At 70.3% G+C, this 20,898-nt stretch carries 19 protein-coding genes; 15 read left to right on the forward strand and 4 right to left on the reverse strand.

The genetic code is table 11. From position 1 onward, the window contains the following. The coding region (locus ABGB01_RS35115) for a helix-turn-helix domain-containing protein (RefSeq protein ID WP_347778005.1) at window positions 1-95 on the reverse strand (95 nt) is incomplete at its 3' end. A 149-nt stretch (window positions 96-244) separates the two neighbouring features. Here ABGB01_RS35115 and ABGB01_RS35120 point away from each other — a divergent pair. Further along, a complete protein-coding gene (locus ABGB01_RS35120) occupies window positions 245-1,213 on the forward strand; it encodes a threo-3-hydroxy-L-aspartate ammonia-lyase (protein ID WP_347777877.1) in 969 nt (322 codons plus the stop codon). Between the two features lie 133 nt (window positions 1,214-1,346). Here the strand turns inward: ABGB01_RS35120 and ABGB01_RS35125 are convergent, their stop codons facing one another. Both ABGB01_RS35125 and ABGB01_RS35130 read right to left on the reverse strand, forming a co-directional pair. Beyond that, window positions 1,347-1,556 (reverse strand): hypothetical protein, encoded by a 210-nt coding sequence (locus ABGB01_RS35125; RefSeq protein ID WP_347777878.1) that lies wholly within the window; start codon window positions 1,554-1,556, stop codon window positions 1,347-1,349. Then, the gene (locus tag ABGB01_RS35130) at window positions 1,544-4,465 is read right to left on the reverse strand and encodes a BTAD domain-containing putative transcriptional regulator (RefSeq protein ID WP_347777879.1); all 2,922 of its coding nucleotides are present in this window, start codon (window positions 4,463-4,465) and stop codon (window positions 1,544-1,546) included. Before ABGB01_RS35130 ends, ABGB01_RS35125 begins: the two co-directional genes overlap by 13 nt. Window positions 4,466-4,604: 139 nt before the next feature. Between ABGB01_RS35130 and ABGB01_RS35135 the strand changes: the two genes are divergently transcribed. From ABGB01_RS35135 to ABGB01_RS35145, 3 genes are all read left to right on the forward strand, one after another. Then, the gene (locus ABGB01_RS35135; RefSeq protein WP_347777880.1) at window positions 4,605-4,748 is read left to right on the forward strand and encodes a hypothetical protein; all 144 of its coding nucleotides are present in this window, start codon (window positions 4,605-4,607) and stop codon (window positions 4,746-4,748) included. Window positions 4,749-5,058: 310 nt separating this feature from the next. Next, window positions 5,059-6,012 carry a ParB/RepB/Spo0J family partition protein gene (locus ABGB01_RS35140; RefSeq protein WP_347778006.1) on the forward strand — a complete coding sequence of 318 codons (954 nt, stop codon included), beginning with the start codon at window positions 5,059-5,061 and terminating at the stop codon, window positions 6,010-6,012. Window positions 6,013-6,055: 43 nt separating this feature from the next. Beyond that, a complete protein-coding gene (locus tag ABGB01_RS35145) occupies window positions 6,056-7,162 on the forward strand; it encodes an SIS domain-containing protein (protein WP_347777881.1) in 1,107 nt (368 codons plus the stop codon). A gap of 28 nt (window positions 7,163-7,190) precedes the next feature. On the opposite strand, the gene ABGB01_RS35150 is transcribed toward ABGB01_RS35145, so the two are convergent. Next, window positions 7,191-8,249, reverse strand: coding sequence for an acyl-CoA dehydrogenase family protein (locus tag ABGB01_RS35150; RefSeq protein ID WP_347777882.1), 1,059 nt, complete (start codon window positions 8,247-8,249; stop codon window positions 7,191-7,193). 196 nt (window positions 8,250-8,445) lie between these two features. On the opposite strand from ABGB01_RS35150, the gene ABGB01_RS35155 reads away from it, so the two are divergent. The 11 genes from ABGB01_RS35155 (at window position 8,446) to ABGB01_RS35205 (ending at window position 20,888) form a co-directional block, all read left to right on the forward strand. After that, window positions 8,446-8,865, forward strand: a complete 420-nt coding sequence (locus ABGB01_RS35155) for a cupin domain-containing protein (RefSeq protein ID WP_347777883.1) — start codon at window positions 8,446-8,448, stop codon at window positions 8,863-8,865. A 262-nt stretch (window positions 8,866-9,127) separates the two neighbouring features. Continuing rightward, window positions 9,128-10,732, forward strand: coding sequence for a pyridoxal phosphate-dependent aminotransferase (locus ABGB01_RS35160; RefSeq protein ID WP_347777884.1), 1,605 nt, complete (start codon window positions 9,128-9,130; stop codon window positions 10,730-10,732). Continuing rightward, a complete protein-coding gene (locus ABGB01_RS35165; protein WP_347777885.1) occupies window positions 10,729-11,523 on the forward strand; it encodes a BtpA/SgcQ family protein in 795 nt (264 codons plus the stop codon). The genes ABGB01_RS35160 and ABGB01_RS35165 overlap by 4 nt, the downstream gene beginning before the upstream one ends. An 80-nt stretch (window positions 11,524-11,603) precedes the next feature. Next, a complete protein-coding gene (locus ABGB01_RS35170; protein WP_347777886.1) occupies window positions 11,604-13,112 on the forward strand; it encodes a class I adenylate-forming enzyme family protein in 1,509 nt (502 codons plus the stop codon). 31 nt (window positions 13,113-13,143) lie between these two features. After that, window positions 13,144-14,010 (forward strand): phytanoyl-CoA dioxygenase family protein, encoded by an 867-nt coding sequence (locus tag ABGB01_RS35175; RefSeq protein WP_347777887.1) that lies wholly within the window; start codon window positions 13,144-13,146, stop codon window positions 14,008-14,010. A gap of 14 nt (window positions 14,011-14,024) precedes the next feature. Continuing rightward, window positions 14,025-15,173: an acyl-CoA dehydrogenase family protein gene (locus ABGB01_RS35180; RefSeq protein ID WP_347777888.1), complete on the forward strand. Its 1,149-nt coding sequence runs from the start codon at window positions 14,025-14,027 to the stop codon at window positions 15,171-15,173. Further along, window positions 15,170-16,777 (forward strand): amino acid adenylation domain-containing protein, encoded by a 1,608-nt coding sequence (locus ABGB01_RS35185; RefSeq protein ID WP_347777889.1) that lies wholly within the window; start codon window positions 15,170-15,172, stop codon window positions 16,775-16,777. The genes ABGB01_RS35180 and ABGB01_RS35185 overlap by 4 nt, the downstream gene beginning before the upstream one ends. Then, entirely contained in the window at window positions 16,765-18,078 is a 1,314-nt protein-coding gene (locus tag ABGB01_RS35190) for a serine hydrolase domain-containing protein (protein ID WP_347777890.1), read from the forward strand. The genes ABGB01_RS35185 and ABGB01_RS35190 overlap by 13 nt, the downstream gene beginning before the upstream one ends. After that, complete coding sequence (locus ABGB01_RS35195) at window positions 18,068-18,256, forward strand: acyl carrier protein (RefSeq protein WP_347777891.1); 189 nt, start codon at window positions 18,068-18,070, stop codon at window positions 18,254-18,256. The genes ABGB01_RS35190 and ABGB01_RS35195 overlap by 11 nt, the downstream gene beginning before the upstream one ends. Further along, complete coding sequence (locus ABGB01_RS35200) at window positions 18,253-19,623, forward strand: hypothetical protein (RefSeq protein WP_347777892.1); 1,371 nt, start codon at window positions 18,253-18,255, stop codon at window positions 19,621-19,623. The genes ABGB01_RS35195 and ABGB01_RS35200 overlap by 4 nt, the downstream gene beginning before the upstream one ends. Beyond that, window positions 19,620-20,888: an MFS transporter gene (locus tag ABGB01_RS35205; RefSeq protein WP_347777893.1), complete on the forward strand. Its 1,269-nt coding sequence runs from the start codon at window positions 19,620-19,622 to the stop codon at window positions 20,886-20,888. The genes ABGB01_RS35200 and ABGB01_RS35205 overlap by 4 nt, the downstream gene beginning before the upstream one ends. The last annotated feature ends 10 nt before the right edge of the window (window positions 20,889-20,898 follow it).

Here is a 20,898-nt window from a genome sequence, read left to right on the forward strand (position 1 = left end):
AGGCGGACACAGCCGAACGTCCGGGCAAGCTCGGAGGCTTGCTCGGGGGTCGGGTAGAAGCGGTACTTGTAGGCCCGCTTCACGATCTGCGCCACGCCTCACATGCTACCCCACGATCAGCTAAGGGACGCGTGTGTGTTCGATACGCCGGTTCGCCTGACGGCGAATCGGCTGCCCCTGTCCTGCTCCGCAGGGGTCCGATTCCTCCCCCGCCTGAAGGCGGGGGTTTCCACGGAGGTATCTGATGACGTCCATTCCCCCGGTCACCCTGGACGACGTCCGCGACGCCGCGGCCAGGATCGAGGGCGTCACGCACCGCACCCCGGTGCTGCGTTCGCGGACCCTGGATCGGCTGGTGGGCGCCGAGGTGTTCCTGAAGTGCGAGAACTTCCAGCGCGTGGGCGCGTTCAAGTTCCGCGGCGCCTACAACGCCGCCTCCCGCCTGCCGCGCGAGCAGCTGGTCAAGGGCGTCGCGGCCTACTCCTCGGGCAACCACGCCCAGGCCGTCGCCCTGGCCGCCAGGAAGCTCGGCACCACCGCGGTGGTCCTCATGCCCGAGGACGCCCCGCCGTCGAAGATGGAGGCGACCGCCGGCTACGGCGCCGAGATCGTCACCTACGACCGCTACACCGGTGACCGCACCGCGCTCAGCGCGGAGCTCGCCGCCGAGCGGGGCCTGGCCCTGATCCCGCCCTACGACCACCCGCACGTGATCGCCGGTCAGGGCACGGCGGCCCTCGAACTGCTGGAGGACGCCGGGCGGCTCGACCTGCTCCTCGCCCCGGTGGGCGGCGGCGGGCTGATCGCCGGTTGCGCCACCGCCGCCAAGGGCCTGCACCCGGGCATCCGCGTGATCGGCGTCGAGCCGGAGGCCGGTGACGACACCAAACGTTCCCTGGAGGCGGGCCGGCGCGTCACCATCGACGTGCCGCGTACCATCGCCGACGGCCAGGCCGTGTCCACGCCGGGCGAGCTGACCTTCTCGATCAACCAGCGCCTGGTCGAGGCCGTCGCGCTGGTCACCGACGACGAGATCCGCCAGGCCATGCGCTTCGCCTTCGAACGCCTGAAGATCGTCGTCGAGCCGAGCGGCGCCGGCGGCCTGGCGGCCCTGCTCGCGGGGCGCGTGGAGCAGCCGCTCGGCCGGGTCGGCGTCGTCATCTCGGGCGGCAACGTCGACGCCCGGCGCTTCGCCGAGCTGTGCGGGCCCTGACCCGGCGACGCTCGCGGGCGGCGGCTCACAGCTGGTTGCTGATGGGCAGCGGGACGTCCGGCACGGGCTGCGCGAGGAGCTGGTGGACCTCCAGGCCCGAGCGGTGCTCTGACAGCCGGTCTGTGCGGGTGGCTCAGCCTGGCCGCTTCTGATTCCCGATGTACTCCTTGATGATCGGCAGGGGTGGCCCGCCGCAGGACGCGGCGACATACGAGGGGGGCGGCAGGAGCACCGCCGCCCGGCGGCCCCACCCGGAGTAACGGGTGTCCGCCTCGACGCGGATGGAGTAGTCGTAGAAGGGGAGACCGACCGGCCGCCGGCACGGGGAAGTCAGCCCGTGCATTCGTCGAGGAGGCGCGCGGCTTGTTCCTCGAGGGGCCTGGCCCCGATGTCCCTCGCGATCGCCACCGCGGTCTCGAACTCGGCGACGGCTTCCGGGACACGCCCGACCGCCTGGTAGAACTCGCCGAGCGAGGTCCTGGCCCGGACCTCGTTGAGCCGGCTCTTGACGCTCCTGGTGATGTGCACGGCCCTGATGAGGGGGTCCTCCGCCTTGTCCAGAAGCCCCTTCCCCAGGTTCGACACTCCCAGGCCGTGCAGCGCCAGCGCCTCTCCCACGCGGTCACCGATCGCGCGTACGTGGTCCAGCGTCCTGGCGAAGGCGTCGCCGGCCCGGTCGTACCTCTTCTCGCGCAGTTCGAGAGTGCCCAGCCAGTAGAGCGTCTGGGCGAGGCCGCGCTGCGCGTTCAGCGGCTCGTAGATCGCCAGCGCGGCCTCGAAGTTGACGCGGGCGAGCCGGAGCTCGTCGTCGCCCAGCTGGATCTGGGCGACACAGCGCAGGACATAGGCTTCGGTGCCCGCGTCGCCCGCGGCTCTCAGCTCTTCCAACGCCCGCTCGTAGCGGGCCATGGCCTGGTCGGGGCGGCCCACGAAGCGGTCGACCATGGCCAGATAGGCGCGGGCGATGCCGCTGCCGTGCACGTCGCCGGCCGACAGGAACAGCTCAAGGGAGCGCTCGAAGTCGGCCGTGGCCAGGTCGTAGAGCGCCTTGTCCGAGTGGAGCATGCCACGACGGTGCAGCACGGCGGCCATGCCCCGGACGTCGCCGGCCTGCTCGGCCGCGGCGTGGGCGATGCCGAGTGTCGTCTCCAGGTCGTCGAGGTACTTGCGGAGCGAGAAGAAGATCGCCGTCGCGCAGGCCAGGTCCCACGAGAGGTCCTGGTGGCCGGCGCTCGCGGCCAGCCGTACGCCGTGGACGATGGTCAGCCGCTCCGTCTCGAACCAGTCCACCGGATCGCGCACCAGGTCGTGCAGGTAGGGGGTGGGCGGGTTCCAACGTGCGGAGGCGCCGCGTACGATCTGGTGCTCGCCGCCGTACAGCGCGCTGTATGCGGCCCTGCTGACCGACAGCAGGGCGCCCAGCAGGCGTTCGACGGCGTCGGCGCGCACCTGGGCGGGGTCCTCGGCCTCGGCGGCCTCCCGCGAGAACAGCCGCACCAGGTCGTGGAAGCGGTAGCGGATGCGCCCTGCGGGGTCGCTCGCGGCGACCTGGAGTAGCTGGGCGTCGACCAGGGTTTCCAGCAGCCTGTCGGCTTCCTGGATGTCGACGTCGAGGAGCGCGGCGGCCATCCATGACGGGAAACTGGTGACCTCGATGAGGCCGAGCCGCCGGAAGGCGCGCTGTTCCTCCTCCTCCAGGCCCAGGTAACTGAGCGCGAAGACGGCGCGTACGTGCAACGCCCCGTGGGCGAGCTCGTCGAGCCTGTGCCGCTCATCGTGGAGATGGGCGACGAGCATGGCGACGGTCCAGTGCCTCTTCGCCGCGAGCCGGGCCCCGGCGATGCGCAGGGCGAGCGGGAGGTGGCCGCACAGAGACAGCAGCTCCTGGGCCGCGGCGGGATCTCGATCGAGCCGTTCCCGGCCCACGATCCTTTCCAGCAACGAGGAGGCCTGCGACGGGCTGAGCACGTCGAGGTCGACCTGCCGGGCCACGGGGAGCCCCAAGGATCTGCGGCTCGTGATGACGACGGCACAGGACGGGCTTCCGGGAAGAAGCGGCATCACCTGGGTCGCGTCCGCGGCGTTGTCCAGGATGATCAGTGTGCGGCGGTCCGACACCAGCGTGCGGAACAGTTCCGCGCGCTCGTCGAGGGTCGGAGGGATGGCGTCGCCGCTCACGTTCAGGCAGCGCAGGAACCGGCTGAGCACTTCGGCGGGCGCGATCGGCTCGCCCGGGCTCCCGGTGCCGTGCAGGTCCATGTACAGCTGCCCGTCGGGGAACCGAGCGTGCACCTCGTACGCCAGGTGCAGGGCGAGTGCGGTCTTGCCGATGCCGCCCATGCCCGAGACGGTCACGATCGACGCGGTCGTCCTGCGCGCGTCGCACAGGTGCTGCCGCAGGTTCCGCCGGAGGATCTCACGCCCCGTGTAGTCGCTCACGTCCGGCGGGAGCATGTTCGGCGTCGTGCGGGCGCTCTTCCGCGGGGCGCCGGCGCGGGCCTCCTCCGCCAGCAGCGCGGCGTGAACGTCACGGAGCTCGGGGGAGGGATCGACCCCGAGCTCGTCGGCGAGCCTTCTTCTGGTGGCCTCGAACCAGCGCAGGGCCTGTGCACGCCGCCCGGATGCGCCCAGCACGGCGATGAGGCGCGTGTGCAGGCGCTCGTCATAGGGATGGAGCTCGGCCACGTTCGTCAGGTGATGGACGGCCTCTTCAGCACGGTCGAGGAGCAGCGCCAGATCCGCCAATTCGATCACGGTCGCCAGTCTGGCCGTCTCCAGCCGGTTGACCTCCGGACCGGCGCACAGTCTCTCGGGGGCGCCGAGCAGCACCGGCGCCCGCCACTCCGCCATGGCGAGCTGGAGCAGATCGAGCCGGTCGGCCGGGTCGTGCCGGGCCTCCGCCGCCCTGGCCAGCTCGAGGAACCGCGCCGCGTCCAGCCGGACCCGCTCGAGGTCGAGCCGGTAGCCGTGACAGGTCAGCTCGATGACGTCGGGCAGTGACGTCTGGTCGCGCAGCCAGGTCCGGATGCGGGAAACCCCCGTGCGCAGCGCGCCCACGCTCGCGCCGCCCGGGCCCCACACCCACTCGATCAGCTGGTCGTCCGGCACCGGACGGCCGCCGCCGAGGGACAGCCCGGCCAGCAGCCATGGGCCGTTGCGCCCGGGCACGGTCATCTCGCGTCTCGCGATGACGACCTGCAAGGGCCCGAGGATGCGAATGGCCGGCGTACCGGTTTCGTCCTGGCGAACCATGCATGCTCCTTACCCGTGTGCTGCCCTCCGCGACGAGTTGCTGAACAGCGTAAGGAGAGGCGATTTAGATGCGCTGTAAACGAACTGAAATCGGGTTTCGGCACCATACTCGTGATCGCGAATATGGGAGGTGATCTCGGTGATCAAAAGCAAGCTCATGACTTTCGTGCTGGCACTGTCGGTGGGTGCCGGCCTCGTTGCGGGGGCCGCCGCGTACGTCGACGCCCACCAGCAGGAGCCGACCAGCGTGCAGGCAGGTGAATGCGAGTGGGGATCCTGCTGACATAAAGACAAGGCGCATGGCGGAAATGTTCGACGGCGTTCCGGTTTCGCCTCGACACGCAGATCGTTGTTGTTAGACGTGGGGAATCTGTGATTCTGTCGGCTGCGGCCGGCTCGCAAGAACCGCTCGCTCGAATGGAACGCAGGGGTTGAACTCCACGACGGAGATGTTCGTCGCCGTTCACGACTTCCGCACCTGGGGTGCCGGGCAGGGCCGACGCCGCCGAGGCGCCGGAGGCCCTGCCGTGCACTGCGGGAGTGAACGGCTCGGTCCCGACGATGCCGAACGAAGTGGAGGACGTGTGCTCACGATGGCGGCTGACCGCATCGACGACAGTATTACCCGGGCGAACGACACCAGGCTGGTCCCGCTGGACATGCTGATGCCGGCGCCACACTATCCCAGGTCGGGCGGTGTCGACGAGGACCACGTACGGGTGCTGGCAGAGTCGCCGACGCCGCTGCCGCCGATCCTGGTGCAGCGCTCGATGCATGTGATCGACGGCATGCACCGCGTGCGCGCCGTCCGGCTGCGGGGGGAGTCGCACATCCTGGCGGTGGTGCTCGACGAGAGCGGCACGGAGGCCTATATCCGGTCGCTCACCGCCAACATCGCTCATGGGCTGCCCCTCACCTTGCAGGACCGGAAGTCCGGGGCCGAACGGTTGCTCAGGATCTGTCCGGACAAGTCCGACCGCGCGATCGCCGAGCTGGTCGGACTCTCCGGCAAGACGGTCGGCTCGCTGAGAAGGACCCTCGACGACCTGCCGCAGCCCACCGCGCGGGTGGGACGGGACGGGCGCGTCCGGGCCGTCGACGGCGCCGAACACCGCCGACTCGCCGCGCGACTGGTGACCGAACGGCCCGGCGCGCCCCTGCGAGAGATCGCCGAGCTCACCGGCCTGTCCACCTCGACAGTGAGCGTCATCCGCCGGCACCTGAAGTCGGGCGGCTCGATCGAGACCATCGCCGGGCGGGCGCCGCGTCCCGGCGCGGGCGGCACGAACGAGGTGGATCCCGATCCGCGGCGAACCCTCTCCCATCTCATGCGTGATCCGTCGCTGCGGTACACCGACGCGGGCCGTACCCTGCTGCGGTGGCTGCACGGGCATCCTGTCGTGGACGAGTCGTCGTGGCAGAACACCGTCTCGGCGATCCCTCCGCACTGCCTCCCGGCGGTGGTCCGGCTGGCGCGCCGCTTCGCTGGTGACTGGAACGATCTCGCGCAGCACGTCGAGGAATTGATGATCTCGGACGCCGGCTGAAGACCGGCCGCGGCTTCGACTCGGATCACGGAGGTGGCCGCCGATGGTGGCACCCATCGACATCGATGTTCTCTTCCGGCAGTCCGAAGGGCTCGCCGACGATCTGCACACGCTCATCCCGACGGTCGGTGAGCAGGTGCGCGCCGTCGCGGCGGACCTGCGCTCAAAACCGCACGGTCCGGTCTACCTCGTGGGATGCGGCGACTCGTTCCACGCCGCCAACGCCGCCCGGATGAGCTATCAGAGCATGGGAGAAGTCGCCTGCGAGGCAGTGAGCGCGCGACGGTTTCTCGACTACGACGTGGCCGCGCCGGCCTTCCGCCGGGCACCGGCCGTCGTCGTCGGCGCGTCAGCCTCGGGCCGCACGCCGGTGGTGGCGGCAGCGCTCGGGACGGCGCGACGCGCGGGCGCTCTCACCGTCGCGCTCACCGGTGACCTCACCGGCCCGGTGGCGGACGCGGCCGAGCACGGCGTCGCACTGCCGCTGCGGGAGCTGGAGAGCTCCCCCGGGGTACGCACCTATCAGGCCACGCTGCTGGCCATGCTGCTGCTCGCCGCGGAGCTGGGGCCGGCGCGGCTCGACGGCGCCCTCGCCGAGCTCGAGATGCTCCCGGAGCATGTGGCCGCCACGGCCCGGACCGCGCGCGCGGTCTCCGCGGACGTCGCTGAGGTGGTCGCCGGGTGGCAGGCCGTCCTGGTGACGGGCGGCGGGCCGAGCCACGGCACGGCCCAGTTCGTCGCGGCCAAACTCGTCGAGACGGCCGGGATGACGGCGGTCGCTCAGGACCTCGACGAATGGTGGCACGTGGAGCGCAGATTCCGGCCGGCCGGAGCGCCGCTCGTGGTGCTCGCTCCGCCAGGCCGCTCCTTCGAGCATGCGCGCGCCGTCGCCGTCGCCGCGCAGGAACTGGGCCGCCACGTGATCGGGGTGACCGGCCCGACCGCCGGGATCGGATCGCGTCAGGCCGTTCCTGTCGCCGCCGACATCCGCGAGGAGTTCTCGCCCCTGCTCTACCACGTCTTCGCCGCGTCCCTGGCGGCTCAGGTCGCGCGACGGCTGGGCCGGCGGGCCTTCGACGGTGACCCGCCGGCCTTCCCCGGCTCACTCGATGCCTTCCGGCGATCCGCCCAGGCAGTGCCCTTCGACTGAGGAATATCCGCAGTCGTGCGGACGACCGTCAGGAAATGCTCGCGAGCATCTCGGAGGCGTCGAATTCCGGCATCTCCTCGGCCCGCCACCGAGGGTCGGAGAAGAACAATGCCGCCTGTTGCTGGATGTACCGGTTGGTGGCGGGAAACTCCAGGATGCGGACCGTACGGGCCACCAGGTCGGGGGACGGTGCGCCCGCGGTCGCCCCGTGGCAGCCCGCGTACGCCTCGGCGATCTCGCGAAGGATGGCGTAACAGCGCAGCCGCAGCACCATGCGCTCGCGACTCCGGCGCGTGCCGACGGCCGCCTGCAGTTTCAACGCCTCGGCCCGGTTGCGCTCCAGGCTCAACCGCAGCCGCCGGGCCGTCGCGCCGTCGCCGAATCCCTCGATCAGCGTCAGCAGCCGCCGGCCGTAGCCGTAGTGGAAGGGTTTGACGTTCACGATGCGCTTGTGATCGTCGGCCAGCCACGCGAGGAGCGGCCGGCGGCCGGTGACGTGGGAGAGCGGGACGCGCACGCCGTCGAGCACGGCTGTGCGCGTGTCGCTGGCCGTCAGCCCGGCCGCTTCCTCCCGCGGACTGTAGGCAATCTTGCTCTTGTTGCCCCGGTCGAGCTCGATGAACGCGAAGATCACTTCGTCGGTGCTCCCGCTGCGGTCGATGGCCCCCACGAGCAGCCACGACGCCCAGGGCGTGCCGCTGATCCGGCTGACCGAGCCGGTCAGCACGACCTCGCCGTTCCGCACCAGGACCTCGGGTGACCGCCCCCGCCGCATGTCGCTGAACCCGACCGCGGAGATGCCCTCGCCACGGACGAGCGGCGCGACGTCGGCGACCAGGACGTCGTTGCCGCTCCTCAAGGCGGTCTCCACGAACATGGGGTGCTGGCTGAGGACGAAGGCGGCGGCCAGATCGCATTCGGCGTAGCGCTCGATCGTGGCGAAGCCGTCGACTTCGGGGGTGCCCGGCTGCCGGTCCTCGCGGGGCAGCCAAGCGCCGAAGGCGCCGGCGTCGACCATCGCCCCCAGTGATCGGGCCATGACGTCTGGATCGCAGCTGTCGCCGGCGTTGGCCGCGACGACACTCATCGCTTCAAGAACCATTGCTGCACAGTGATGCGCTCGGCGAGCGCAGTCAAACGAAACAGAGCCGAGGGCCTCACCGCGCACGCCATTTCACTGACTGGAATTGCCGGCGCCCGTGCACATATCGACGCCGTACGTCGTCCTGCGGTAAGTCTTTTAACCATCGAACACGGGTATACCGATCACGGGAGGCTGATTCGTGAGCCGCGAATTCGAGGCAACTCAGCACATCCAGAATGTGTTCACCGGGTCGGAGGTGAAGCTGCTCGGCTCGGACGGATCGGTCCTGCCGGGAATCCTCGGCGTAGCCGGGGTCAGCGAGCTGTTGAAACCGGGCGTGGAAATCGGCGTGGACCGGATCATCATGCAGTCAGGATCCGAATTCGCCCTGCACACCCATCCGGGTGCGCACATCCTGTACGTTCTCCGCTCCCACGGCTTCATTCACGTGGACGGCGTCGACTACGAGATGGCGCAGGGGGACACCGTGTACGTGCCGGCCCGGTTCGCGCACGGGGTGAAGACGAACCCCAAGGCCAGGGAGGCGTTCGAGATACTCGCATTCGGCGTGCCCCATATGCCCATAGACTCCGAACACCGGATGGAGTTCGTCGATTAGCCAGGAGCCCGTCGCCCCCCGCATTTCCGACGAAAAATCGTCGTGGTGATCGGCTCTCACGCCGTCGGGGGCGGCCGAGCATCGCCTTTTCCACGTGAGATTCCGGTGCCGGATGAAGATCGGCGCTCGTCGCACGACTCCGAATGCATACCCGGCCCGCGAAGAGACAGCGTGCGCAATCGCATTCCGCTGGTCCCGGCTCGCCGTGCCGTACACCCTGCCTCAGGTCCACACGCACCATGCGTCGACGATTGGAGATGAAGTGCAGCTCTTTTCCCGGCTGCCCGCGCGCCGCTCTATCACGGTGCCGGAAGACGCCGTGGCGGCGTCCTGGCGGGCTCGCATGCGGGAAACGGAGAGCCTGTCGTTCGCGCCCGCCGTAGACGATCGGGTCCTGGACGTGTTCCGCCGGGCCCGGCGTCCCGACGACGCCATGGAACTGCGCGACCTCTGGCTCGGCCGGGTGGAGCACGAACTCGGCGCCGCCGGCACCCGCCCAGGGCTGGCGGAGCGGTGGCGGGCGGCGCGGCCCGTGCGGGACGTCACGGTCGAGGAAGTGCTGCGGTCGAGGGCCACCGTACGGTTCGTCAAGGAGCTGTTCAACGCCTACTTCCGTGACGACCTCTACGGTGAGTTCGCCTCCCCGGACAACCTGGTCATGTCCAGCGGGTCGGTCGAGGAACGGCACTGGGGGCTGCCCGAATCGCTCAAGGAGTGCATCCGGTACGCCCTGGACCAGGACTGGTACGGATACTCCGACTCCCGGGGCCGGGCATCGGCGCGCCAGGCCGTCGCCGAGTACGAGAACGCGCGGATCGAGGGGGAGCCGTACACGGCGGGTGAGATCGCGCTCACGATCGGCGCGACCTTCGCCGTGAGCACCCTGGCCGACTTCATCCTGAACGCCGGTGACCCTCGGGAGCCCGCGCTGTGCGCCACCCCGAACTACCCGCCGCTGGTCGAGACCGTGGCCCGGCGGCAGGCGGTCACGCTGGTCCCGCTGCCCTCGGTCGACGGGCTGGTCTCGCTCGAGCCGCTCATCGCCGCGCTGACGCCTTCGACACCGCTGGTGCTCCTGCAGACGGCGGGGAACCCGACGGGCGCGATGGTGTGTGAGGAGGAGCTGGCGCGGCTGATCGCGGCGGCGGCCCCGACGACGATGATCATCCTGGATGAGTGTCATGAATGGCTGGGACCCGCGCGGACGGCGAGCGCCCGACGCGCCGCCCCCAACGTGATCCGGGTGTCCAGCCTGTCCAAGACCTGGTCGGCTCCGGGTCTGAAGGTGGGTTGGATCACTGCCGACGCCGCCTTCATCGACGAGTACTACGAGTACGCGTCGACGACCTTCGGCGGGCCGCCGTCGTTCTTCTACACCGTCGTCGAGGTCCTGGCCAGGATGGAGCACTGGCTGATCACGAACGTCGAGGAGGTCGGCGCGGCCCAGCTGGACGGCTTCGAGCCTCACTACGGGCTCAGCGCCGGCGGCCTCGACGCCGCCTACCAGTCCTACCGCCGTGACCGCGGCGAGCGGGAGGAGTCGCTGGGGATCCTGCGCGACGCGACGGTCTCCCGCCTGGCCGAGGCGGGAGCGGTGGTGCACGTGCCGCGATATTCGATCAACGCGGTGGCGGAGTTCCACGGATGGAACGATTCCTACCTGTGCTTTCGTGATCTCCTCCGGGAGACCGGGGTCTCGGTCTTCCCAGGGGTGCTCACCTTCTGCTTCTCCGGCGGCTTCGGCCGGGTGACCACCTCGCGTAACTGGCGCGAGCAGTCGCTGGCGCTCGACCGCATCCACGCGTATCTCGCGAGGCGCGAGTCCGGTCTCGTCGCGTCCACCGGCCTGGTGGAGGCGTCACGATGAGGCTCACAGGCGGCAAGCTGCTCCTGGGGATGATCCATCTGCCGCCCCTGCCCGGCACCCCGTTCGCCACGCCGGCGTCGTTGCGGGAGGCGATCGACACGGCGGTGCGGTCGGCGCTCGCACTGCGCGCGGGTGGTGCCGACGGATGTCACGTGCAGACGGCGGACCGGGTCTACGGCGTGGCCGACGAGTGCGACCCCGCTCGGACGACCGCGATGGGGATCGTGGTGGCCGAGATCCGGCGGACGGTCGGAGACGACTTCCCCGTCGGGGTGCAGATCATGCGCAACGCGGCCCGCGCCTCGCTCGCGGTGGCGAAGGTGGCCGGGGGTTCGTTCGTCCGGCTCGGGGCTCTGGTCGGCACCACCCTGAGCCCGCAGGGCATGGTCCAGGCGAACCCGCTGGAGGTCATGGAATACCGCCGCAAGATCGACGCGTGGGACGTGAAGGTGATCGCGGACATCGACTCGATGCACTTCCGCTGGTACGGCGAGGAACTGCCGGTCGGGCGCGTGGCGCGACACGCGAGAACGGCCGGCGCGGACGCGGTGGCCCTCTGCCATCCGGACGCGGAGACGGCCCTCGCCAAGATCGCGGAGGTGCGGGCCGTGGCCCCGGAACTGCCCGTCATCCTGGCCGGGCACACCGACCACGACAATGCCGCACGCCTGCTCGCCGCGGCGGACGGGGCCTTCGTCGGCACCTGCTGGGAACGCGACGGCTGGGGGAGCGGCATCGATGAGGAACGGGTCCGGACGTACGTGGCGAGAGTGCGAGGCGAACTGGGATGACCGCGGAGCTGACGGATCTTCACCTTGCCCGCACATACCGGGGCATGCGTTACGGCCCGCCCTGGGCTGTTCCCGGCTCGGTGAGCTCACGTCTCGCCGAGCACGCGCGGGTACGCGGGGCGGCGCCCTTCCTCACCTCGATCGGGCGCGACGGCGGCGAGATCACCCTGTCGTACGGCCAGGCCGAGGAGTTGTCCTCGCGTGTCGCCGGATGGCTACGCCACGACGTGGGGGTGACCCGCGGGGAAACGCTGGCCCTGCTGCCTCTCAACGAGCCGCACTCGATCATCGCGATCCTCGCCATGCTGCGGCTCCGATGCCCGGTGCTGCTGCTCAACCCCGCTGATCCGCCGAGCCGGCTGCGCGAGCAGGTCACCGCGATCGGGGCGCGTACCGTTCTGCGTGCGGCGTCGGTCACCGCGTTTCCCGAGGCGATCGTCCTCCCGGTGCCGTCTCGGCTTCCGGAGCCGGGCACCACCTCTCATGAACCGGACGACCCCGCCGCCGACGCGTTGTACTTCGGCACCTCCGGCTCCACGGCGTCGTCCAAACTCGTGGCGCAGTCGCACTACAACGCCATCGTCAACGCGGTCGGTGTGGGCCTGCACCACGGGCTCCGGCCGGGCGACCGGATCCTCGGCTGCCTCCCCGTCCACCACGTGAACGGGCTGCACCTGACGGTGCTCGCGGCCCTCGTGGCCGGCGCGCACCTCGTGCAGACACAGGCCTTCGACCCGTTCGAGTATCCGGATCTGCTGCGGCGCCACCGGCCCCGCATCGCCAGCGTCGTGCCCAGCCTGCTCGACGGTCTCGCGGAGTTGTGGCGCGGACCGAGTCTGCCCTCGAGCTTCGAGTATTTCGTCTCGGCGGCCGCGCCCCTCGACTCCGGCACCGCACGGGACGTGCTGACCAGGCTGGGTGCGCGCATCCTCCAGGGCTACGGGCTGACCGAGACGACCAACTTCTCCACGACCATGCCACGCGACGTCTCCGAGGACGCCTACCGACGGCTCGTCCTGGACGCCGACATCCCCTCGGTCGGCGTGGCGATAGCCGGCAACGAGGTGGCGGTGCTGCGGGAGGACGGCAGCCGCGCCGCACCCGGCGAGGTGGGCGAACTCTGCATGCGCGGGCACAACGTCATGAGCGGCTACGCCGGCAACGCCGACGCCACCGCGGAGGCGTTCCGCGGTGGCTGGTTCCACTCGCAGGACCTCGGTTTCGAAGAGATGGACACCGACACCGGTTACCGATATTTCCGGATCACCGGGCGTACCAAGAACATCGCCAAGGTCGGTGGCGAGACGGTGTCGCTCGAGGAGATGGAACGGGCGCTGCGGGCCGTGCCCGGCGTGCGGGACGCCGCGTGCGCGTGCGTGCCGCGGCGCTTCGTCGGCGACGAGATCGTCGCGGCGGTCGTGCTCGACCGCGACGAGCGGCCGGACCTTCGCGCGCATCTGCTGACCGCTTTCGCGGGCGCGGTGGTGCCGCGTCGTTTCGAGATCGTGGACGCCGTCCCGCGGACCGCCACAGGAAAGATCCTGCGACCGCAGCTGCGGCGCCTGCTGTCCCCGCCGGCCGCCGAGTAGCCCCGGCCGCCGAAGAAGAAAGGAGAGAACCGTGACATCACACAGGTTGTCCATCGAGCAGACGGCGCAGTTCGACGAGGAAGGCTTCGTCGTCGTGCCCGACGTGCTCAGCCGCGACGAGCTGGCCGTGCTGCGAGAGGTGGCGGAGAGCCCCAGCGTGCAGCAGAGCCGGCTGGAGCAGGGCGGTGCGGAACGGACGGTGCACGACTATGACATCGCCTGCTCCGAACCCCTTTTGTGGGACTTCGCCACCCATGCCGGCGTGCTGGACGCTGTCGCGTCGATCATCGGTGAGCACATCCAGTTGCACCACTCCAAGCTCGCCGCGACCCCCAGGGAGGCGGGAAAGGGCGGGGTGCGCTGGCACCAGGACTTCGCGTTCCTGCCCCACAGCAACACCGACCTGGTGGCGGCGTTCATCTATCTGGACGACACCACGGTGGACAACGGCTGCATGCGGATCGTCAGGGGAAGCCACAAGGCCGGTCTGCTCGATCACACCGACGGCAAGGGCACGTTCCTGGCGAGCTGCCAGACGCCGGAGATGTGGGCGGACGAGAGCCGGATCGCCCTGGTCGAGGTGCCCGCCGGGGGCATCAGCATCCACCACTGCCTGGCGCTGCACTCGTCCAGCCCGAACCCGAGCGGCCGTCCGAGACGGGGCCTCATCTTCCAGTACCGGGCGGCGGACGCCGTGCAACTGGGCGGCGTCGTCTTCCGCGACACCGGCCGCCAGATCCGCGGTTCCTTCCCCGCGCGGGCCCGGTGCGAGGCGGCCACCTTCACCCTGCCCTTCAACGTCTGGCCCGGCGTGACGACCCCCGGCTACGGCTCCTACGACCGGCTCATCGGAGACGAGCTGGTCGCCCGCGGCTACACCCCCCAGCGGCACGGGTGAGGAGGAGTCTCGGGATGGACTTCCGATGGTCTGCCGCGCAGCAGGACTATCTCGCCTCCGTGAGCAACTTCGCGCGTGAGAGCCTGGCCGCCGACGATCTCGCGGAGCGCGACACCAAGGGCGTTTTCTGGCGAGAGGGCTGGCAGCGGTGCGCCCGCTTCGGCATCCTCGGACTGCCCGTTCCCGTCGAGCACGGCGGCGGAGGTCGTGACCGGCTCACCATCGTCGGAGCTCTGGAGGAGCTGGGGTACGCCTGCCGCGACAACGGCCTGCTCTTCGCCCTCAACGCGCACCTGTGGGGTTGTGTCACACCGCTGCTCGCCTTCGGCGGCGAGCAGCAGAAGGAGCGTTACCTCGCCGGCCTGTGCGACGGCTCACTCGTCGGAGCACTGGCGATGACGGAGGCCGGATCCGGCTCCGACGCGTACAACATCCAGACCACGGCGGAGGCCCGCGACGGCGGATACGTGCTCAACGGGGACAAGGTGTTCGTGACGAACGCACCTGTCGCGGACGTTCTGGTGGTCATCGCCCGTACCGATCCGGCCGACGGCCCCGGCTCGTTCTCGGCGTTCCTGGTCGACCACGCCACTCCCGGGCTGCGCACGGGCCCACCCGTGCAGAAGATGGGCCTGCGTACCGCGCCGATGGGCGCGGTCACCCTGTCGGAGTGCTGGGTGCCGGACGAGGCGCGGCTCGGGCCGGTGGGCGCGGGGATGTCCGTCTTCACCGTCGCCATGGAGTGGGAGCGCGCCTGCATTCTGGCGAGCGCCGTGGGAACCATGCGCCACCTGCTCGAACGCTGCCTCTCCTACGCGAGCCGCCACGAACGGTTCGATGCTCCGATCGGGCGGTTCCAGGCGGTGGCGCACAAGGTGGTCGACATGAAACTGCGGCTGGAGACCAGCCGGCTGCTGTTGTACCACGTGGCCTGGTCGCTGACCGGCGTACGCCGCCTTCCCGGCGCCTCAGCGCTGGTCAAACTGCATCTCAGCGAGGCGCTCGTCCAGACGAGCATGGACGCGTACCAGATTCACGGCGGGTCCGGCTACCTCACCGAGCAGGGACTGGAACGCCAGGTTCGCGACGCCCTGGCGGCACCTCTCTACTCGGGGACGTCCGACATCCAGCGCAACATCGTCGCCAGGAGTCTCGGGCTATGAGCGCGCTGTTGCACCAGATGCTGGAGGAGTCCGCGCGACGCGCGCCCGACGCCGTCGCGGTCGTCGACGGCGACCGCGTGATCACGTACCAGGAGCTGGACGAGCGGGCCAATCAGCTCGCGCGCACGCTCCTCGTGGCGGGCGCGTCGCGTGGCGACCGGATCGGCCTGTACCTCGACAAGTCCATCGAGTCGTTCGTCGGTCTCTACGCCGTTCTCAAGGCCGGGTGCGCCTACGTGCCTCTCGATTCGGACGGCCCGCCGGCGCGGCTCGGCGCCATCCTCGCCGACTGCGCGGTCACCTGCTTGGTGACGGAATCCCGGTTGGGGGCGCGCTGGCCCGAACTCAAGCGCACGGGGGCGCCCCTCACCACCCTGATAGTGATCGACGCACCCACGCCGCCGCTTGTCGAGGGCATGACGGCCATCGCCGCCGACGTCGTCCGCGCGCAGCCCACAGGGCCGCCGCCCGAGCGTTCCACCTGCTTCGACCTGGCGTACATCCTCTACACCTCCGGATCGACCGCGTCGCCGAAGGGCGTGATGTTGTCCCACCTCAACGGCGCCACCTTCGTGGAGTGGGCGGTCAGGACGTTCGGCGTCCACGCGGGTGACCGGGTGTCCAGCCACGCGCCGCTGCACTTCGACCTGTCGATCTTCGACGTCTTCGCGGCGGCACGCGCCGGCGCGGCGGTGGTGCTGGTGCGCGGCCGGACCATGGCCTTCCCCGCGCTGCTGGCCCGGCTGATCGCCGACAAGGAGATCAGCGTCTGGTACTCGGTGCCCTCCGCCCTGACCATGCTCGCCACCCGGGGCGGTCTCACCGTGGGGGATCTCCCGAGCCTGCGCGTGGTCCTCTTCGCCGGAGAGGTCTTCCCGATCAAACATCTACGGCGGTTGATGGCCCTGCTGCCGCACGCGCGCTTCTGCAATCTGTACGGCCCGACCGAGACCAACGTCTGTACGTGGTACGACGTGCCGCCACTGACCGAGGACCGGGCCGAGGCCGTGAACGAGCTCCCCATCGGAGGCGCGATCGACGGCGTGGAGGTGCTCGCGGTCACCGATGACGGCCTCGAGGCGGCCGTCGGTGAGGCCGGCGAACTGGTGGTCCGCGGTCCGACCGTGATGCAGGGCTACTGGGGCGACGCCGACCGCACCGCGGCCGCGCTGGTTCCGCACCCGATCCGGCCCGGCCTGCCGCACCCCGTCTACCGCACCGGCGATCTCGTGGTCCGGCTCGGAGACGGCCAGTACCGGTTCCTCGGGCGCAGAGACAGCCAGGTCAAGAGCCGGGGCTACCGCATCGAGCTAGGCGAGGTCGAGAAAGTCATCGACCAGAACGCCGACGTCATCGAGTGTGCCGTCGTGGCGGTTCCCGACGAGCTGGTCACCAACGTTCTGCACGCGTACGTGGTGACCCGGCGGGAGGTGACGCTCCCCGCGCTGATCGGCTTCTGCGCCTACCGGCTCCCGAAGCACATGATCCCCGTGACGTTCACGTTCGTCGGGAACCTTCCCAGGACGTCCACCGGCAAGATCGACCGACGGTCACTGGCGGAGCGCTCGGTGCCGGTCACGAAGGAGCCGCGGTGGACACCCTGACCGAGGCCGTCGCCGCTGCCCTGGGGCCCGCCCGCCACCTCGGCGTGCAACTCTACGTCTCCGTGGCGGGCGAGGTCGTCTGCGACCTCGCCGCCGGCATCCGGGACGACGGCTCACCGATCGACGTCGACGACCTGCTCGTGTGGTTCAGCGGCGGCAAACCGTTCCTCGCGGCCGCGGTGTGCCGGCTGTGGGACGCCGGCCTGCTCGACCTCGACGCCCCCGTACGCGATTACGTGCCCGGATTCGGCCGGGGGAGGGCGGAGGAGATCACGTGCCGGCACCTGCTGACGCACTCCGCGGGCCGGTTGATCGTCGCGGATCCGGACGGTGTGACGTCGGCGTTCAGCGTCGACTACGGGCCGGCGTTGCGCACAGTCCTCGGGGCACGTCTGCACCCGGACGACAGGCCAGGGCGCCAGCCGTCGTACTCATCGTCCACGTTGAGCTGGATCCTCCTGTCAGAAGTGGTCAGACGCGTCGCGGGACGCTCCTTCGACACCTACGTGGCCGAGAAGATCTGCGCGCCACTGGGCATCGAGAGCTATTACGGCTTCACGCAGGCGCAACTCGACTCGCTCGGCGCCCGGCTCACCTCGTACCGCACCAGGCGGTCGGCCCACTACGTGCACGACGGTGACGCGGCCGAGGGCGCGGCGATCCAGGACATCCTCGCGAGCGGAACGTTCCACCGTTCTGTCGATCCGGGCGCCGGGCTGTGGGCGAGCGCACGCGGCGTGGGCCGCTTCTACGAGCTGCTTCGCCTCCGTGCCGCCGGCCACGACGGCGACGTGCTGAGCGCGGGGACCGCGGCGGAGATGGTACGGCCGCAACGACCGAGCTTTTTCGAGGAGGCCCCGTTGATCGACTTCGGTCTCGGTCTCACGCTCGAGAGCCGCCGGCACGGAGAACCGTACGCGTACTTCGGCTCGCACACCTCGCTCGGCACCTTCGGCCATCAGGGGCACGGGTCCCCCATGGCCTTCGCCGACCCGGCACACGAGCTGGTGGTGTCGTTCAACGGCAACGGGCTGCCCGGCCGGGTGGTCGGGAAACGCATCTGGCGAGCCGTCAGCGATGCGGTCTACAGCCACCTCGGCCTCGCGCGGCGCGCGTCTCCGCCCGTGGCCGGGACGAGGCCGCGTCGCGTACGAACCATCGATCTGCGGCCGAGGCCCTCGGCTGATGAGCGCGTAGCACCAAGTGAGGAGCGAAATGACGGGCACGACAACGACGGCGGACATCGAGGCCAAGGTGCGGGCGTACCTTCTCAGCGGACCCGGTCAGGGGATGGCGGGTGATGACCTTGCCGGAGACCATCCCCTGCTGGACGGCGTGCTCGACTCGCTGGGCATCTACAGTCTGGTCGACTTCCTGGAGAGCAGCTTCACCGTCGAGGTGCGCGACGACGAGTTGCTGCCGGAGCATTTCGGTTCGATCGACGCCATCACCGCCTTCGTGGCGGCCAAGTACGCATGACGACGGTTCCTGACCCGGCCGTCACGTCCTCCGCCGCCGAGCGGGCCGGTCGTGCCGCGGCGCCGCGCCCTCGTGTCGGCGTGCTGCACGCGCCGCACGGAGCGGCAGGGCTGCACGACATCTTCGCCGCCGCACGTGGCCTGTGCGACGTGGTGCTGCTCGTCCGGGCACCGGTCGCGGCCGCGCACCCGGAGCTCGTCGCGGCGGCCGAGCGCATCTTCGAGGTGCGCGTGCTCCCCCCGGGAGAGGACCACGGCAGGGCGCTGCGCCTGGACGGCGTCGTGACCTTCCACGACGCCGAACTGGACCACTGCGACCGGATCGCGGCGGACCTCGGCCTGCGCACCGCCCCCGCCCTCGCGTCGGCGTGGGACAAGCTGGTGCAGCGGCAGGTCCTCGCCCGGTCCGGGATATCGCGGGTGACCGCGTTGCCGGTGGAGTCGGCGGACGACTTCGTCGCCGCCTGCGACGTACTGGCGGGGCCATGCGTGCTGAAGCCACGCCGAGGGGCGAGCGGCCGGGGCATCGCCTTCATCGAAGACGGTGAGGACGTCGCCTACCAGCTCGCCACGCGGCGGCAGTGGACGGGGCACCTGGTGGAGACGATGATCGCCGCCACCGGCCACCCGACCGGGATTCCCTGGCTGAGTGACTTCACCTCGGTGGAGACCGTCAGCCACGCGGGCGCCCGCCACCACGTCGCGATGTTCGACAAGACGCCGATCTCGCTGGTCCGCCGGGCCGGGCAGGACGGCGGAGACTCCATTGCCACGACAGGTGACCTGACCCCCTCCCGGCTCGGCGCCGATCTGCGGGAGAAGGCGCTGCGCCGGGTTGACGCGGCTCTCGACGCGCTCGGCGTGCGCTGGCGCGTGACACACACCGAGCTGTGGATCATGGGCGACGACGTGGAGATCATCGAGGTCAACGGGCGTGTCGGCGGTCACCTCAACCGGCTGCTCCGGCTCACCGGCGGGCCGGACCTGGTGCGGTGCGCCCTCGCGGCCGCCGCCGGAATCCGGTTGCCCGCCGACGTACCGCTTGCCACCGGGTACGCGGCCGGCCTCTTCATGCCGTTCCCGCAACGGGACGGGCTGGTGCGCGCCGACGTCGGCCGCGGTGACATCCGGCGGCTACCCGGCGTCGTCGGGGTGGACGAGGTGGCCAAGCAGGGCGAACCACGCTCGGCTCATGGATATCGCATGGCCAACTTCACCGTGTTCGCCGAGGACCAGGACACGTTCGACCGGTGTCTACGCGACGTGTTCGCCGGTGTCGCACGGCTGTTCGAAGCCGACGGTCTGATCCGCGACCCCTGGATGGGGCGGGTCTGCCCATCGATCCAGGAGGAAAGGGAGAACTCATGAGGACGGCGGTGCGAGCCTCTCTTGCGCCCCTGCGAATCACCGCTTTCCGCCGGCAGTTCACCGCCCACGCGATCTCGATGGTCGGCAGCACGCTCAGCCCGGTCGCGTTGTCGCTGGGCGTCCTCGACGCGACCGGCTCCCCGGCGATGCTGGGCGCCGTCCTGGCGGCGGGCGGCGTCCCGACGGTGGTGATGTTGCTCGTCGGCGGTGTCTGGGCCGACCGGCTGCCGCGCCAGAAAGTCATGATGGTCAGCAACCTGGTCTGCGCCATGACACAGGGCGCGCTGGCCGTCATGCTCATCACCGGCACGTTCAGGGTGGAGGCGGCCATCCCGCTGCAGATCCTGTACGGCACCGCCATGGCATTCTTCCTGCCGTCCACCGGAGCCCTGACCGCGCAGACCGTACCGAAAGGGCTGTTGCAGAAGGCGAATGCGCTGCTGTCGCTCGCCACCAGCCTGTCCGGCAGCCTGGGCCCCCTGCTGGCCGGGCTCCTCGTGGTCTCGGCGAGCGCGGGGTGGGCCCTCCTCATCGATGGTGCGTCGTTCGTGGTGGCGGCGATGTTCCTGAGGCGGCTGCGCGTCGACAACACGCCGTCCGCCACCGACGGCTCGTCGTTCCTCGGGCAGCTGGCCGAGGGACTGCGCGAAGTCACCAGCCGGGGCTGGGTCTGGTCGAGCATCGTGGCGTTCATGTTCACCCACCTCACCACCGCGATCCTCTTCGTGCTCGGGCCGACCTCGATGGTGGGAAACGACCGGGGAGTCCTGACCTGGAGCGCCGTCGTGGCGGGCATCAGCGTGGGGCAGGCGGTGGGGGACGTCACGGCCTTGCACGTGAAGCCGCGCCGGCCGATCGTGACGGCCAGAGTGGTCGAACTGCTGGCGGTGCCGCTGTTCGTCGCCTTCGTTCTCGACGCACCGCTACCGGTGCTGATCATGGCCGCCATAGCCGGCGGCCTGGCGATGACGCTCCCGGACGCGCTGTGGTTCACCACGCTCCAGCAGCAGCTCGCCCCCCAGGTTCTGGCCCGCGTTTCGTCCTACGACTGGATGGGGTCGTTCGCTCTGCGCCCCATCGGGTACGCCGTGGCCGGCAGCCTTGGTGCCCACGCCGGCGTCACGACCGTCCTGGCGGTGGCGGCGGGCACGCTCGTCCTGACCAGGCTGGCCGGGCTGCTGCTGCCCAGTGTCTGGGCCGTCCGAAGGCACGTCGACCGGCCGTCCGCCGACGCGGGTGATCTGGCCGCCCACACCTCCTCGTAGGCGGCGCGAT

The organism is Nonomuraea sp. B5E05 (assembly GCF_039880665.1).
Taxonomy (GTDB): Bacteria; Actinomycetota; Actinomycetes; order Streptosporangiales; family Streptosporangiaceae; genus Nonomuraea.